At 48.0% G+C, this 14,587-nt stretch carries 14 protein-coding genes; 12 read left to right on the top strand and 2 right to left on the bottom strand.

What is annotated here, in order from left to right; translation table 11 throughout:
• Positions 1-140: 140 nt before the first annotated feature.
• Positions 141-1,052, top strand: coding sequence for a DMT family transporter (locus AB432_RS04805; RefSeq protein ID WP_048031277.1), 912 nt, complete (start codon positions 141-143; stop codon positions 1,050-1,052).
• A gap of 389 nt (positions 1,053-1,441) precedes the next feature.
• Positions 1,442-2,272 (top strand): protein-glutamine gamma-glutamyltransferase, encoded by an 831-nt coding sequence (locus tag AB432_RS04810; RefSeq protein ID WP_048031278.1) that lies wholly within the window; start codon positions 1,442-1,444, stop codon positions 2,270-2,272.
• Between the two features lie 56 nt (positions 2,273-2,328).
• On the opposite strand, the gene solA is transcribed toward AB432_RS04810, so the two are convergent.
• Positions 2,329-3,468 carry an N-methyl-L-tryptophan oxidase gene (gene solA, locus AB432_RS04815; protein ID WP_048031279.1) on the bottom strand — a complete coding sequence of 380 codons (1,140 nt, stop codon included), beginning with the start codon at positions 3,466-3,468 and terminating at the stop codon, positions 2,329-2,331.
• Positions 3,469-3,644: 176 nt separating this feature from the next.
• On the opposite strand from solA, the gene AB432_RS04820 reads away from it, so the two are divergent.
• From AB432_RS04820 to motB, 9 genes are all read left to right on the top strand, one after another.
• Positions 3,645-5,372, top strand: a complete 1,728-nt coding sequence (locus AB432_RS04820; protein ID WP_048031280.1) for a methyl-accepting chemotaxis protein — start codon at positions 3,645-3,647, stop codon at positions 5,370-5,372.
• A gap of 177 nt (positions 5,373-5,549) precedes the next feature.
• A complete protein-coding gene (locus AB432_RS04825) occupies positions 5,550-7,568 on the top strand; it encodes a hypothetical protein (RefSeq protein ID WP_048031281.1) in 2,019 nt (672 codons plus the stop codon).
• Positions 7,569-7,663: 95 nt separating this feature from the next.
• Entirely contained in the window at positions 7,664-8,443 is a 780-nt protein-coding gene (locus AB432_RS04830; protein WP_048031282.1) for an ankyrin repeat domain-containing protein, read from the top strand.
• 103 nt (positions 8,444-8,546) lie between these two features.
• Positions 8,547-9,149 (top strand): flavin reductase family protein, encoded by a 603-nt coding sequence (locus AB432_RS04835; RefSeq protein ID WP_048031283.1) that lies wholly within the window; start codon positions 8,547-8,549, stop codon positions 9,147-9,149.
• Between the two features lie 113 nt (positions 9,150-9,262).
• Positions 9,263-9,505 (top strand): helix-turn-helix domain-containing protein, encoded by a 243-nt coding sequence (locus AB432_RS04840; RefSeq protein WP_048031284.1) that lies wholly within the window; start codon positions 9,263-9,265, stop codon positions 9,503-9,505.
• A 4-nt stretch (positions 9,506-9,509) separates the two neighbouring features.
• The gene (gene def, locus AB432_RS04845; RefSeq protein ID WP_048031285.1) at positions 9,510-10,025 is read left to right on the top strand and encodes a peptide deformylase; all 516 of its coding nucleotides are present in this window, start codon (positions 9,510-9,512) and stop codon (positions 10,023-10,025) included.
• Positions 10,026-10,149: 124 nt separating this feature from the next.
• Complete coding sequence (locus tag AB432_RS04850) at positions 10,150-10,881, top strand: ZIP family metal transporter (protein ID WP_048031286.1); 732 nt, start codon at positions 10,150-10,152, stop codon at positions 10,879-10,881.
• Positions 10,882-10,972: 91 nt separating this feature from the next.
• Positions 10,973-11,788, top strand: a complete 816-nt coding sequence (gene motA / locus AB432_RS04855; protein ID WP_048031287.1) for a flagellar motor stator protein MotA — start codon at positions 10,973-10,975, stop codon at positions 11,786-11,788.
• Complete coding sequence (gene motB, locus AB432_RS04860; RefSeq protein WP_048031288.1) at positions 11,781-12,590, top strand: flagellar motor protein MotB; 810 nt, start codon at positions 11,781-11,783, stop codon at positions 12,588-12,590. Before motA ends, motB begins: the two co-directional genes overlap by 8 nt.
• A 574-nt stretch (positions 12,591-13,164) precedes the next feature.
• On the opposite strand, the gene AB432_RS04870 is transcribed toward motB, so the two are convergent.
• Positions 13,165-13,548 carry a winged helix-turn-helix transcriptional regulator gene (locus AB432_RS04870; RefSeq protein WP_048031290.1) on the bottom strand — a complete coding sequence of 128 codons (384 nt, stop codon included), beginning with the start codon at positions 13,546-13,548 and terminating at the stop codon, positions 13,165-13,167.
• Between the two features lie 203 nt (positions 13,549-13,751).
• On the opposite strand from AB432_RS04870, the gene AB432_RS04875 reads away from it, so the two are divergent.
• Entirely contained in the window at positions 13,752-14,570 is an 819-nt protein-coding gene (locus AB432_RS04875) for an alpha/beta hydrolase family protein (protein ID WP_053079547.1), read from the top strand.
• Positions 14,571-14,587: the final 17 nt, after the last annotated feature.

Raw genomic sequence — 14,587 nt, forward strand, 5'->3', positions numbered from 1 at the left:
CTTTTTGTGTTTCAATCATGGATTCGGGTTTGAAAGGATAAAAATGGAAAGTGCAACATGACCGCCGAAATGCTGGCGAAAGGTGTATGATAGAGAACAAATAAAAAGCTCCACACTCTTTCAACATGGCAGGAGGCATCATGAGACCGCTGTATATCGTCCTATTACTCTGTACCAGCTTCCTTTGGGGAGGCAATTTTGTTGTCGGTAAATTTCTTGTCGGGCACGCGTCTTCCTTAACGCTGACTAATTTGCGCTGGCTCATTGCTGTTGTTTGCTTGTTGCCGGTTGTTTGGATACGCGAAAAGCGGATTTTTCCAACGCGAGAAGCACTTCTTCCTTTGATCGTGATGGGAGTAACTGGTGTAGCACTTTTTAATTTATTCATGTTTTGGGCACTTGAACGGACAGACGCGACCAATGTCGGTCTATTGTCCACGCTGAATCCGGTTTCGATCGCGATTTTTTCCTTTTTGCTGATGGGCGATAAACTTCGACCATTGCAGATTGTCGCGATGCTTGTCTCGTTTGCAGGCGTGCTTGTAGTGATGACAAAAGGAGACTTCGCACACTTGTCCCAATTGCACTTTAACACAGGGGATCTGTGGATGCTCGCCGCTGTCGCCATGTGGGGGATTTACTCCGTATGCGGGCGGTGGGCGATGAAGACGGTCTCGCCGATGATGTCCACACTGTACTCGGGGATTTTCGGTGTCGCGCTGATGCTGCCCTTTAATGTCACCACATTTACGATCAGCAACACAGACTGGACGTTTTGGCTGTCGCTGTTCTACGTTGGTGTAATGGCGACTGTCGTCAGCATGGTGTTGTGGAATATCGGTGTACAAAAGGTCGGCGCAACCTCAGCCGGTATGTTCCTCAATTTCAATCCTATTTTTACAGCCATTCTCGCCTTTCTTTTGCTCGGGGAGCGTATGACCTTCATCCAATTGCTCGGCAGTGTAATCGTCATTGTCGGCTGCTATATGTTCTCGCGTTTAAAACATGTCACGACTCCGACAGCACATTCAGTCAAACAAGCACAAGGCTAAAAAGGGTCCCTCGTCTGGTCAAACAGGCGGGGGATTTTTTTATTAGAAGGTACCGATCAACGGACAAGGCTAGTGAGAAGAAAAAGCACAGGGCTCGCAGACCTTGACAACGCCTACCCAGTCGGAACTACAAAAAGGAGACCACTTGTCGAACACTTCTCCCCTGAGAATCTTCCGCCTGTAGGGTGGCTTTGGCTCGACGGTCCCCTTTTTGTAGTGGAGACGTCCAGTGAAATCCCCCTGCTGGCGTGTCAGAGTCGAAGAGAACTGTGCTTTTTCTTCTCCTCCACTATGTTCCGTGTTTCTCTAATGGTTTTTCTAAGTCGATCACTTGGACATGGGCATTCGCATACAAATAAGAAGGACAGTGTGTGAAGGGGAGGTTGTATATGATCGTCATAGCGGGAAGACCAGCTAATCCCGCCTCGTTGGCAGCAGAATGGGGATTAAATGCGGTACAGCGTGAAACGGTAGCGATTATGGCACGTAGTGATGAAACATTTGAATATCCGACTCCTGAGCTCCTGCAATTTGAACTGAAAATGCGCGATCATCTGGTGAGGTCTGCCTTGGCACTGAACGAAAGCGGCCTGGCCTTTTCTACTTTTGAAGAATCTCGTGCCAATCCAGCATACTGGATTCGAACTGACCAGGGCGGATTCCGCTTGCGGCCGGGAGTACTGCCATCCAGCGGGATTATCAATATTTTTCGTGAGGGCCAAAAATACGCTACGGAGTGCGCTACGGCGATGGTCATTATTATTTATCATGCAGTCCTACAGTCCATTCGTTTACCCGATTTTGAGCGAATGTTTTCGGACATCTTGCTATATGACTGGCGGTACGATCAGGATCTGGACTTGCAAACATTACGGACAAATACCTTCTTGCCTGGTGATGTGATTTATTTTGCCAATCCTGATTACGATCGCGCGACACCGCAGTGGCAAGGGGAAAATGCAGTAGTTCTCGGCAATGGCTTGTATTACGGGCATGGTGCGGGGATCAAACGAGCGAGTGAGATGGTAGCATTTTTGAATGAACAACGAAGAGCGGGAGCAATGAGGTCTGCCTATCTGGTCAATCAGGCGACTCGGCCTGGTTTCGCCTACCTGTTTCCCTACGACAACGGTCGTTCCACCATGAGAGCTTCTGGACTTCCCATACAAGTGAGCAGTCGAATTTCAGCGCAGATCGGTTCTTTGTCTTGGGAGTGGTAAAACGAACAAAAGCCTCCTGCCATAAATACGGCGAGAGGCTTTTTGAACAACCTCTATTATGGACAGGAGAATCGCTTCCAAGAAAACATAGACAGGTCAAGGGAGGATGCTCCCTCTACCAGCAGTTGGCTGGTCGCTTCCCCGATCGCACTGGCGAATTTAAAACCGTGCCCGGAAAAGCCTGCGGCAAATACAAGCTGTGAATGTTCAGGATGACGGTCAATGACGAAATGCTCATCCGGTGTCATGGTGTAAATGCATACCTTGCCTTGTCGCAATGGTCCGGCTGCTCCAGGCATATACGCTTCCAAAAAAGAGCGAACATCGCCTTCGTCTGACAAATAGGTGCCAAAGGTACGTTCCAGTTTGTCGGGATCGATGACTTGACCTCCGTCGTGGCGTCCGATTTTTACACCACTGCCATCCAAGCTGGGAAATCCGTAGAACATGGAGTCATGAAGGCGAAAGATGAAAGCGGGAAAGCCATCCGCACTGTACTGGCTCTCATCAGCACCAAACCAGGCGACCGTTTTGCGTGTAGGCGTGAGCGGGATGGACAAGCCCAATGAGTCAAGGAGAGAACCATTCCAAGCACCGGCGGATAGAAGGACTTTATCGCTGTGGTAGCTGGCAGATTCCGTATGCACGATGAACCCGTTTCCTGCCGGTTCCAACTGCGTGACTGGCGTGTTCGTCAACAGCGCAGCTCCTCGGGCAAGGGCGAGCTCCCGATAGGCGCGAATGCCGTTTTCGGAATAAAGTACACCTGAGGCAGGCTCCAGGCAACCGTAGTAATCAGCAGGCAGATGGATTCCGGGCCAGCGTTGCATGACCTCATCGGCACGGAGTACTTCCAACGGCAGGGAGTACTGCTCGGCGCTCTCCCGAATTTCATTCAGGAAAGGACAATGCAAGGGTCCAGCGTTCAAAACACCTGTTTTGGCGAAAATCGGTATGCCGGATGCTTGTTCCAATTCTGACCACAACTGTTGTGCACGCAACGCAAGCGGGACGTACTGTTTTCCTTCTCCATACGCATGGCGAATGATACGGGTATCCCCATGATGGCTGCCCATCGTGTGTGGGGGATCAAAGGCGTCGATCATGAGTGTACGCACGCCCTGCTTCGCCAGATAGTAGCCTGCTGCCATTCCCATCGATCCTGCTCCAACAATAATGACGTCGTAGTTTTGCATCAACCGTCCTCCATTCCGCTTTATTTTCATCTATCTTACAGGAGTTTTCTGAATTGTGGATTATCATTTTTGTGTAAAGATCCATTTTTTTGTGCGCAATAAGGTTTATTCCATCAGTTGGGCGGGAAAAGGAGATTACGCTATCATCATAAGTCAAGAAAAGTGGTGTTTACGAAATGAAATGGACGATCGGAAAAAAATTAGGTAGTGCGTACGCGCTGATCCTGGTTATTATGCTGTTTATGGGGATCACGACCATTACCAAGATGCAACAGATGAATCAGAAGATGGTGGAAATGAATACGAATTGGCGCCCAGGTCTGGAAGATATTTTGAAGATCAACATGACACTGGAAACCATTTACGGAGTTACGCAAACCATGCTTACGTCAGAGAGCATGGATGACAAGAACAAGTATGCTAAGCAAGTCGATGACCAATTTGCCTATATGGACGGCTTATTGACCAGTTATGAAAAAACGATTTTCGGTGAAGAAGACCGTAATAATTTTGAAGGATTGAAGCAGGCACTGAAAAATTATGAGGAATTCAGTCCGCAATATGTGGCAATCGCCAAAAAGGTAGACATCAGAAGACCAGCTACCGATGCAGATATGGCCGAGCTGGATCGCATCAAGAAAAAAGGCAGTGAATTGTTTTTAGAACGCAAGAAATATTTGGATGCCATGATGACGTATAACAGTGAGGGAGCACAACGCGCCGGTACGGAAAGTACGGAACTGTATGAGTCAGTCAAGCGGGACATGATTATTATCATGGTTATCTCTGTCATTGCATGTGTAGCACTGGCTGTCGTACTGACTACAAGCATTCGTCAACCGATTTTGCGTTTGATGGAAGAGATGAAGAAAGTTGCCGATGGAGATTTGCGAGCAGAGCCATTGGTTGTCAAAACTCGTGACGAGATTTTGGATCTGACGAATTCGTTCAATGAGATGACAAGCAGTTTAACAACGGTCATTCGTCAGGTAGGCGGAACTTCTGAGCAGGTAGCCGCATCGGCTGAGCAATTGACGGCAAGTGCCGATCAGACGAGCAGGGCCACCGAACAAATTGCTGTTACTGTTCAGGAGGTGGCAGCAGGCGTTGATCGCCAGGTAGTGAGTGTAGAGAATGGGGCGAAATCCATTGATGACATGTCACGAGGAATTCGTCAAATCGCAAATAATGCACAGCAAACATCCAATATGGTGAGCGAAGTAGCCAACATGGCAGGAGAAGGGAACCAGTCGATTCAGGAAGCGGTTCAACAAATGAATGCGATCCACGCATCCATGCGTGAGCTCTCATCCGTGGTAGACGGTCTGGGTAATCATTCTCAAGCAATCGGAGAGATCATCGAGGTCATCACAGGCATTGCGGATCAGACCAATCTGCTCGCCCTCAATGCAGCGATCGAAGCAGCACGCGCAGGAGAACACGGCCGTGGGTTCGCGGTTGTAGCAGATGAAGTACGGAAGCTGGCAGAGCAATCAGCACAGTCCGCCCAAAAAATTGCGCAGTTGATCAGTACGATTCAGACAGATACAAAAGTCGCGGTCGAATCGATGGAAACAGGCACCCGGGAAGTACAAGAAGGGATTCGTGTCGTTCATCGTGCGGGCGAAACTTTCGGTCAAATTCAGAACTCGATTGGCACAGTAGCCGACCAGATACACAACGTTTCTGCATCTGCTCAGGAAGTGTCTGCCCATTCCGAACAGGTTGTACAAGCGATGGAACTGGTCAGCGAAGTTTCCGACTTGACTGCTGATGGCACGCAAAACGTTTCCGCTGCTACACAGCAGCAGCTCGCATCTATGGAGGAAATCGCTTCGTCAGCGACAGCTCTTTCCAATATGGCAGAAGAGCTACAGCACATGATTCGCCGATTTAAGGTGTAGGCATATACCGTACAAACGAACGCAAAAACGCCAAAGTGATTGGCGTTTTTGTTTTTTTTAGAAAAAGTTAATCTTTACGAAATAGTTCATTAAGAACAGGTTTAGTAGGAGTTTATCTCTACCGACTACGATAGATTCAGAGGGTTGATCCCCCATCGTAGACAAGGAGATGATCGTATGAAGAAAACGAAAAAGCACCTCTCACTACTTTTACTCGCGTCGATGCTTGGAACAGGGGTAGCGGTTCCTTTCAACGTTCTGAACATGGATACAGTAGCGAGAGCAGCCTCTCATGATAAGCAGGACGAAAGCGAAGCTGTCGAGGTAACGAGCATTAAGTCTCTGAATGCGATTACACTAGAGATCACCTTTGCAGAGCCGCTCAGCTCTGAAGAAGTTGCACTCAACAACGCACAGAAAAACTTCGAATTTGATAACGACCTATCCATTCGAAATGTTCCACAGCTAAAAACTGGATTCAAATCGACCTACATCGTACCTACTACTCCGCAAGAGGAAGGAACGACGTATACCTTCAGCTACAAAGGCGAGGAAGCAGGCACTTTCACAGCCAACACAGAACAAATCAATATGAGAGAGGCACGTCAGGTAGACAATGATACCATTGAGCTAGAGTCGCGCCTGAGTGACCGCGTAACGGATTACGGGAATGTAATCGAAGCGTACGCAGGCAAACGAGGCGGTCTAGACTTTGAACTGGATGAGGACAACCGTTACAAAGGCAAGGAATACCAAATCATCTCTTCCTTGCGCGGTACACAAGTAACTCTGACACCAAGAAACGGTGAGCCGATCATTGCTACTTATGTTCCGTTCACCCAGAATACGGATGGTCGTCAAGAACCGAAATTCCGTCTGCCAGAGGGGGAGCAGCTTGAGCCGGGTGTCACTTACACCGTTTCCGCTGACTGGGCTGTTTTCCGTGACGCTAGCTTTACGGCGAAAGATATCGATCCACTTACCATCCAGTCTGTAGAAGCAACAAGTGAAACAACACTCGATGTCACACTGCGACGAGATCCGCGCGAAGAGATTTTTCCACTCCGCCGAATCACGTTGACAGCTCCAGATGGAACAGAGCTGGTTGCCCAATATCAATTTACGACGCGCAAAGGAACAACGGGAACGTTTGAAATCATGAACGGCGAAGAGCTTGCTTCAAATGTCACCTATCAGGTAGAACCAGTAGGCGAATGGGCTACAGCGCGAAACGTGTCTGTAACAACGGATGCCCAACCAGATGAAAATGCAGAAGTACGTAGCATCAAGTCGCTCAATCCGATTACATTGGAAGTTACTTTCTCTGCTCCACTCGTAACAGAAGATCTGGCACTTGCGCAAGCACAGGAAAATTTCCAATTTGATAACGGTTTGACGATTCGCAATATCCCGCAGTTAAAAACAGGGACAACCGCTACTTACTTTGTTCCAACGACGCCTCAGGCTTCCGACATGACTTACACGTTGACATACAAAGACGATGAGGCAGGCACTTTTGAAACAAACAGCGATAGGCTGGACATGGTCGAAGCTCGTCAGGTAGCGTACGATACGATTGAGATCGAATCAAGCCTGCGCGCTGGCGTAACGGACTATGAAAATGTGATTGCGGCTAATGTCGGGAAACGAAATGGTCTGGACTTTGTCTTGGATGAAAACAATCGCTACCGTGGAAAGAGCTATGAGATCATTTCATCTCTGAGAACGGCACAAGTGTACATCACGCCAGAGGGTGGCGAGCCAATCGTAGCGACGTACGTTCCATTTACACAAGCCACAGATGGCCGTCAGGAGCCAAAATTCCGTTTGCCGGCAGGGGAGACACTGATTCCAGGCGTAGAATACACCGTTACATCTGATTGGGCGGATATTAAGGATGCCAAGTTCACTGCAAAAGCGATCAACCCGCTTACGATTCGCTCTGTAAAAGAAGTAAACGAAACTACGCTGGAGGTTAGACTCAGCACGGACCCGCGTGATGAACTGTTTGCTTTCCGTCAAATCATGCTTACAGCACCAGATGGGACAGAGCTTGTTGCCCAATACAAGGTCACAACACGCAAAGGCGCTACGGGAATCTTTGAGATCATGAACGGCGGCAAATTAGAGCCAAACACCATGTATTCCGTTACTCCAGTAGGGCAATGGGCAGGACTGACCTTCACGACAAAATAATCACGAACGAAACCTCTTAACAGGCAATCTAAGCTCGGTACGCAACCGGGCTTAGGCCTATATCTCAATGACATACCAAGGAGGAAGGTGCCGAAATGTACAAACTCATTCTCACTGCAATCCCATTCGGAATGTTGTTGACTGGCTGCATGGATGAACCGTCCACAACAGCTCCGGCTGTAACGACCGCACAGCAGCAGCAACCAGCAACACCACAGCCACCGCAACAACAGTCTCAACCAGGGAAAAAACCAACTCTCTCTCAAGAAGAAGTGAAGGAACTGAATAAAAAACTGCTCTCTGCCGCATCCGAGGGCAAAACCGATGAAGTCAAGGCTAGCTTGGCAGCAGGGGCTGAGATAAACGCACAGGATGATCGTGGAAGAACAGCGGCGATGGCGGCTACACACGGCAATCATGTGGAAACAGTCAAGGTCCTCATCGAAGCAGGAGCGGACATCAATATTCAGGACGACCGGCAAGATAATCCGTTCTTGTATGCGGGAGCAGAAGGATACCTAGAGATCTTGAAGCTGGTTATCGATGCAGGTCCAGATACGAAGATTTATAACCGCTACGGAGGAACACCTTTGATTCCAGCGGCAGAACATGGGTATGTGGAAGTAGCAAAGGAGCTTCTTACCCGGACGGATGTAGACGTCAACCATGTGAACAATCCGGGATGGACAGCATTGATGGAAGCAATCGTATTGAATGATGGCGGAAAAAAACAACAAGAGATGATCCAACTGTTAATCGACCACGGTGCTGATGTGAACATCCCGGATAGCGAAGGAAAAACACCTCTGTATCGTGCAAAAGAACGAGGTTATCACGAGATTGTACAAATCCTGCAAAAAGCAGGAGCACGCTAATTTGTGAAGGTAAGCATACATTCATACTTCGAGCGCGATGGAAATAATCCTCGACTAGAATGAGTCATAGCAAGATTGATTCTAGTCAAAGGAGGCTATGTTCATGACTAGCCATACGACCATTCAGCCGAAGATTTTGTATTACGGAACTCCCGTCGTCCTGTTGACGACTGAAAATGAAGACGGAACAACGAATATTAGCCCCATTTCATCGTCTTGGGCGTTAGGAAATTATGTCATTCTGGGACTCGGGTTTGGCTCGCATGGATTGGAAAATTTGCGTCAGCGGCCGGAGTGTGTCATCAATTTGCCAGATGCCTCGATGTGGCAGCAAGTGGAAGCATTAGCCCCACTAACAGGCCGCAATCCCGTACCCGACTATAAAAAGGAGCTGGGCTTCCGCTATGAAGCGGATAAGTTTCAGACAGCCAAGCTGACTCCTGTTGATTCTGCTATCGTTCGTCCAAAGCGAGTGGGGGAATGCCCGCTTCAACTCGAAGCAATCGTCCGCACCATCCGTTTTCCGGAATATGCCGACATGTTTGCGATTGTGGAGACAGAAGTGCGTCACGTCCATGCAGACAAACAGATTGTTCAAAGTGCTCATCACGTGAACCCTCAAGCATGGAATCCGCTGATTTACAACTTCCGCCATTATTTTGGTCTGAGTGATCAGTTGGGAAAAACATATCGATCAGAAACGTAGAACATCAAAAACGCCAAGGATTTGGCGTTTTTTTATTTCTGTATGCAAAAATATGGTATATTAGGTGTTGCCTAATAAAATTAGTTAATACCAAAAAAATGAGGGGTGAAAAGATGCTTGTTTGGATGTTGCGAAAAGTCATGGCAGAAAGAGAAGTTTGGACGGGAGCCGCTTTAGCAAGGCTGTTGAAAGAGAAAGCAAATTACAGTCTATCTCCAGCCTCCATCAGTGCTTTACTAACCGGTCAACCCAAACAAATGAAAGCCGAGACACTTGATGCACTCTGTACAGCTCTGGAGTGTACACCAAATGACTTGTGGGCATATACACCGCCTAATAGAGTGAAGGGAGCATAAAAAGATGGCAGTGAAACAAATTTTGCCTTTTGGAGACCCAATCTTGCGCAAAGTAGCCAAGCCAGTGGATGAGCTGAATGCAAAAACGTTCAAGCTGCTGGATGAGATGGCTGAAACCTTATATGCCACGGACGGCCGTGCTGGCCTTGCCGCACCACAGGTAGGCATTCTTCGGAGAGTGATTGTCATGGATTGCGGAGATGGATTAATTGAGCTCATCAATCCGGAAATCATAGAGAAGAGTGGCGAACAAATCGGAATGGAAGCTTGCTTATCTTTTCCGGGTTACTATGGCAATGTAAAGAGAGCCGAGCATGTAAAGGTAAAGACGTTGAACAGACAAGGCGAGGAAATGATCCTTACTGGAGACGGGTTCCTTGCGGTTTGTATGCAGCATGAAATCGACCATTTAGACGGAATTTTATTTGTGGATCATGTTCAGGAAAAATGGCTGTATCATGAAAAAACAAGACAAAAAATCGATTTGCTGGATGTGATCCGTTTAACAAAAAAGGCCTAACAAAAAGGCGTACCATATCCATTCGGGAAATATGATAGTAGAAGGCCGTTTGTTCCGGATATCTTTTTACGTGAACCTATATGGTATCATCTGAAGAGCGGCATTATTACGTGGAGGAACATACATGGAACAACTACTGATAGGTAGCTTTCTTTCTGCCATGGCTACTGGTGTGGGCGCCTTGCCTATCCTTTTTTTCAAGTCGGTATCCCATCGATGGCGGGATATATTGCTGGCGTTTACGGCTGGAATTATGGTGGCTGCCTCGACATTCAGTCTGATCCCACAGGCACTTCAGAGCGCGCCATTTATTATCGTTTGTTTGGGAGTGCTTACCGGAACATTGATGCTTACAGTGTTGGAAAGCATTGTCCCGCATATCGATCTGGAGCATACGAGAATCAACATTTCGATGGATTCGCAATCGCTGCTGATTTTGTCCGCGATTACCTTGCACAATATTCCAGAGGGCTTGTCCGTTGGTGTGAGCTATTCGAGTGAACAGTCTGGCTTGGGTGGCCTGATTTCTTTTGCAATTGGTCTGCAAAATGCACCAGAAGGCTTCCTGGTCGCTCTCTTTCTGATTAATCAAAGGGTTAGTCGTCTCAAGGCGTTTATTTTGGCTACGATGACCGGAGCCGTCGAAATCGTCTCTGGGATCTGTGGCTATTACCTGACCTCTGTGGTTCAAGGGCTGGTGCCATACGGGCTTTCCTTTGCCGCAGGCGCGATGCTGTTTATCGTTTACAAGGAGCTCATCCCAGAAAGCCATGGAGATGGTCATGCTCGTTCCGCGACTTTTTCGTTCATCCTGGGACTTTTGGTCATGATTGGACTAGTTCAGTCGTTTGGATGAGTGGTTTTTTTCAAAAAGCCTCATAAGTGAGAGCAAAAATTCCGAAACCATATATAGATAGATTTCGATTATGGAAGTAGGGAGTGTCACGATGGAAAAGTCTACCTTGATAGGTATAGTTTTAGGTATTATTGCGGTAGTGGTCGGGATGATCTTGAAGCATGCGAGTCCGGCGGCATTACTGAATCCAGCAGCATTTATGATCATCATCGTAGGTACTATTGCTGCTATCTGTAATGCATTTCCTATGTCGGAAATCAAACGTATTCCTGCTCTTTTCAAGATAATTTTTAAAGAAGAAAAGCTCCCTGAAAAAAAAGAATTGATCGGTCAGTTTATGAACTGGGCTTCCATCGCTCGTCGTGAAGGATTGCTTGCACTGGAAAACACTTCTGATGAGATTGAAGATCCATTTCTGCGTAACGGCATGAAGATGATCATTGACGGTGGGGAACCGGATTTTGTTCGCGATGTTCTGAATGAAGAAATTCACGCTATTGAAGAGCGACATCAGGCAGGGGCCCTCGTCTTTAGCCAAGCGGGAAGCTACGCTCCGACTCTCGGGGTATTGGGTGCGGTTGTCGGTCTGATTGCCGCCCTGGGTAACTTGAGTGATATCGATGCGCTGGGTGTATCCATTGCGGCTGCGTTCGTAGCTACCTTGCTCGGTATTTTCACGGGTTACGTATTGTGGCATCCGTTCGCGACCAAGCTCAAACGGAAATCAAAAGCAGAAATCGAAATCAAAAAAATCATGGTCGAAGGACTGCTCTCCATTCAAGCAGGTGTTTCCCCGACTGCGATTGAACAAAAGCTGCTGGTTTACATCCCGTACCAAGAGCGTGCGGAAATGAAAGAAGAAATGAAGGAAGAGAAGAGGGAGGAAGGAGCTGCGGTAAATGGCTAAGCGACCAAAGAGACATGCTCATCATGAAGAGCATATGGACGAGTCTTGGCTAATTCCATACGCGGACTTGCTCACCCTTCTGCTCGCTTTGTTTATCGTGTTGTTCGCCTCTAGCGAGATGGATGCGAAGAAGTTCGACCAAATGGTTCGCTCCTTCAACATTGCTATGAACGGCGGTGTAGGTGTCATGAACTACCCGAGTCCGGTGCCGCTAGACCCGGAACTTCAGCAGCAAACCTTGCACAAAGGCGCACAGGAAGCAGAAAAACAGAAGACAGAAGAAGAAAAGCGTCTGGAAGAAGCGGTCCGCAAAGAGACAGAGGACTTGAAAAAGCTACAGACACAGCTCGAAGGATACATTCAGCAAAACAAGCTGCAGGACAAGCTCCAGACGAAGCTCACCGAAGAAGGACTGCTGATCACCATTTTGGACAATGCGCTGTTTGACTCCGGTAAAGCTGATCTGAAACCGGAAGCGAGAAAGCTTGCGTCTGAAATGGCAGCGATGCTGGTGCCTCACCCGAAAAAAGTGACCGTAACCGGTCATACGGACAATGTGCCGATTCGCCGAGCAGAGTTCCCATCCAACTGGGATCTCAGTGCCAAACGTTCCGTTAACTTCTTGAAGGTGCTTCTGGAAAACAAGAACCTAGACCCGACGAAGTTCAGCGCGACAGGCTTGGGAGAATACCATCCGGTAGCGCCGAATACGACGGCAGAAGGCAGAGCGAAAAACAGACGGGTAGAGGTAGCGATCCTGCGTGATCTGGCTTCTCCTCCGAAAAATACTGTGAATCCGTAATAACAAAAAGGATAGCTTCCTCGGGAGGCTATCCTTTTTTCGTTTTATAGTAGCTGTAGTGGAGGAGGAAGAAGCCCATTTCCAGTTTACGCTTCGGCCTACGCCCAGTGAGGAATTAGACTGTCCGCTCTGAAATAAATGTCGGGAGCGCTTCAAAACAGAAAACGTTACATCGTTTTTGTATGTGATAAAAGCTGAAAACCCCCGCCATTTATTTCAGAGCTAAGGAGGGCTCCAGAGGCGCTAGGACTGGAAATGTGCTTCTTCCCACGCGGCTAGTGTTTACATCTTGAAAGCAGCATTCACGGGGTCTATTACTTTTTTAAAAAAGAAGGTGGAATCCCGAACAGTTCGCAGAGGAAACAGGAGAAAACAGCGAAGATCTTTGGACACACCTACCGAGGCTCCGTGAAAAAAAGAGAAACTGCCTTTAGCGTCCACCTCTGAGAAGCCCCCTGGAACATCGACTTTGGACGCGGTTTCTCTTTTTTTCACGGAGCCGGGCACCCCCTGCTCCCGCGCAGGTGTTCCAAGAATCTGAGCGTTTTCTCCTGTTTCCTCCCCACCACAGCAGCTAGTCAGAGAACGACTCCCCCAACTCCAGCTTCAATTGCCCCATCCGCATTTCGCCCCACTCATACATCATTTCCACAATGGGCAACAGAGTCATCCCCAACTCCGTCATGGAATACTCCACGCGTGGGGGAACCTCCGGGTATACTTCCCGGTGAACAATTCCGTCTTCGATTAGTTCTTTTAACTGATTCGTCAGCATTTTATGTGTGATTTTTGGAAACAGCCGTTGCAGCTCGCTAAAGCGATGCGGGCCTTCTACGCCTAAATGCCACAGAATCACGACTTTCCATTTTCCGCTGAACATAGACAAGGTCAGCTCCTTGGAACAGGTGAAATCACCGTTTTTTATTTTTTCCAAGGTTTCTTTCCGCAAGTCGGACATAGTTTTCTCCTCACAATCCTATCTTCGGTGCAACAGCTCCAGCAAAACTGGCATTCCTATGTTGCACCTCGTTCTCTTCCATCATAAACGGTGCAGGATGATTTTTCATTGAGTTTTCCAGTTCATCTTGACAGCGTTCATGAAAATGAAGATAATAATCATAATAACTAAGTAAACAACTCGGAATACTAAAATTAAAAGAGGTGAGTTCTTTGGAACGGATTTTGCAAATACCTAGCGATACGATTTCGTTGACGGCTACCCTGCATGAACCTACATGCATAACAGGCAAGACCAGAGTGAAGTACCCGTTGGTTGTCATTTGCCATGGCTTTATCGGCAGTCGAGTTGGAGTGAATCGCTTGTTTGTAAAAGCTGCCAGAGAACTGACTTCACACGGTTTTGGCGTATTGCGCTTCGATTACGGAGGCTGCGGGGAGAGCGACGGGAATTATGGTGCAGGTGGATTGGATGTCCTGCTTGCGCAAACAGGTGATGTTCTCGACCATGTTTTCACACTGGAACAAGTAGATCAAGAGCGTGTGTGCCTGCTAGGTCATAGTTTGGGTGGTGCAGTTAGTGTCCTGACAGCGAGCCAGGATAAACGTATACACTCGCTCATCCTATGGGCACCGGTAGCACGCCCCTTTGATGATATCGTTCGGATCGTGGGGGAGAAAGAATACAAGGAAGCACTGTCATACGGCAAAACGGATCATTTGGGCTACGGATTGGAGAAGCGCTTTTTCCAGTCGCTGGGTACCGCTCTTCCGCTGCGTCAAGCCAAGCAGTTTGAGGGAGATGTATTAATCCTGCATGGCAATCGGGATGACGTCATTGCGGTGGATGCCATGTTCCATTATGAGCGAGAGCTGCATCTGCGAAGACGGGGGAGCTGCGAAACAGAAGTAGTTGTAGGGGGAGACCATACCTTTTCCTCGACAGATAGCTACAAACGCTTGATTGCAAGTACGAAGAGCTGGTTAAATCGACTGCTTGAGAAGGAGACGGTCGCCGTATAAGAAAAAGGGATGGCCCT

Origin of the sequence: Brevibacillus brevis (genome assembly GCF_001039275.2) — a bacterium.
Classification (GTDB): domain Bacteria; phylum Bacillota; class Bacilli; order Brevibacillales; family Brevibacillaceae; genus Brevibacillus; species Brevibacillus brevis_C.

Coding starts and splice junctions, on each gene's coding strand:
- AB432_RS04805 (WP_048031277.1), top strand. CDS start 141: ATGAGACCGCTGTATATCGTCCTATTACTCTGTACCAGCTTCCTTTGG.
- AB432_RS04810 (WP_048031278.1), top strand. CDS start 1,442: ATGATCGTCATAGCGGGAAGACCAGCTAATCCCGCCTCGTTGGCAGCA.
- solA (WP_048031279.1), bottom strand. CDS start 3,468: ATGCAAAACTACGACGTCATTATTGTTGGAGCAGGATCGATGGGAATG.
- AB432_RS04820 (WP_048031280.1), top strand. CDS start 3,645: ATGAAATGGACGATCGGAAAAAAATTAGGTAGTGCGTACGCGCTGATC.
- AB432_RS04825 (WP_048031281.1), top strand. CDS start 5,550: ATGAAGAAAACGAAAAAGCACCTCTCACTACTTTTACTCGCGTCGATG.
- AB432_RS04830 (WP_048031282.1), top strand. CDS start 7,664: ATGTACAAACTCATTCTCACTGCAATCCCATTCGGAATGTTGTTGACT.
- AB432_RS04835 (WP_048031283.1), top strand. CDS start 8,547: ATGACTAGCCATACGACCATTCAGCCGAAGATTTTGTATTACGGAACT.
- AB432_RS04840 (WP_048031284.1), top strand. CDS start 9,263: ATGCTTGTTTGGATGTTGCGAAAAGTCATGGCAGAAAGAGAAGTTTGG.
- def (WP_048031285.1), top strand. CDS start 9,510: ATGGCAGTGAAACAAATTTTGCCTTTTGGAGACCCAATCTTGCGCAAA.
- AB432_RS04850 (WP_048031286.1), top strand. CDS start 10,150: ATGGAACAACTACTGATAGGTAGCTTTCTTTCTGCCATGGCTACTGGT.
- motA (WP_048031287.1), top strand. CDS start 10,973: ATGGAAAAGTCTACCTTGATAGGTATAGTTTTAGGTATTATTGCGGTA.
- motB (WP_048031288.1), top strand. CDS start 11,781: ATGGCTAAGCGACCAAAGAGACATGCTCATCATGAAGAGCATATGGAC.
- AB432_RS04870 (WP_048031290.1), bottom strand. CDS start 13,548: ATGTCCGACTTGCGGAAAGAAACCTTGGAAAAAATAAAAAACGGTGAT.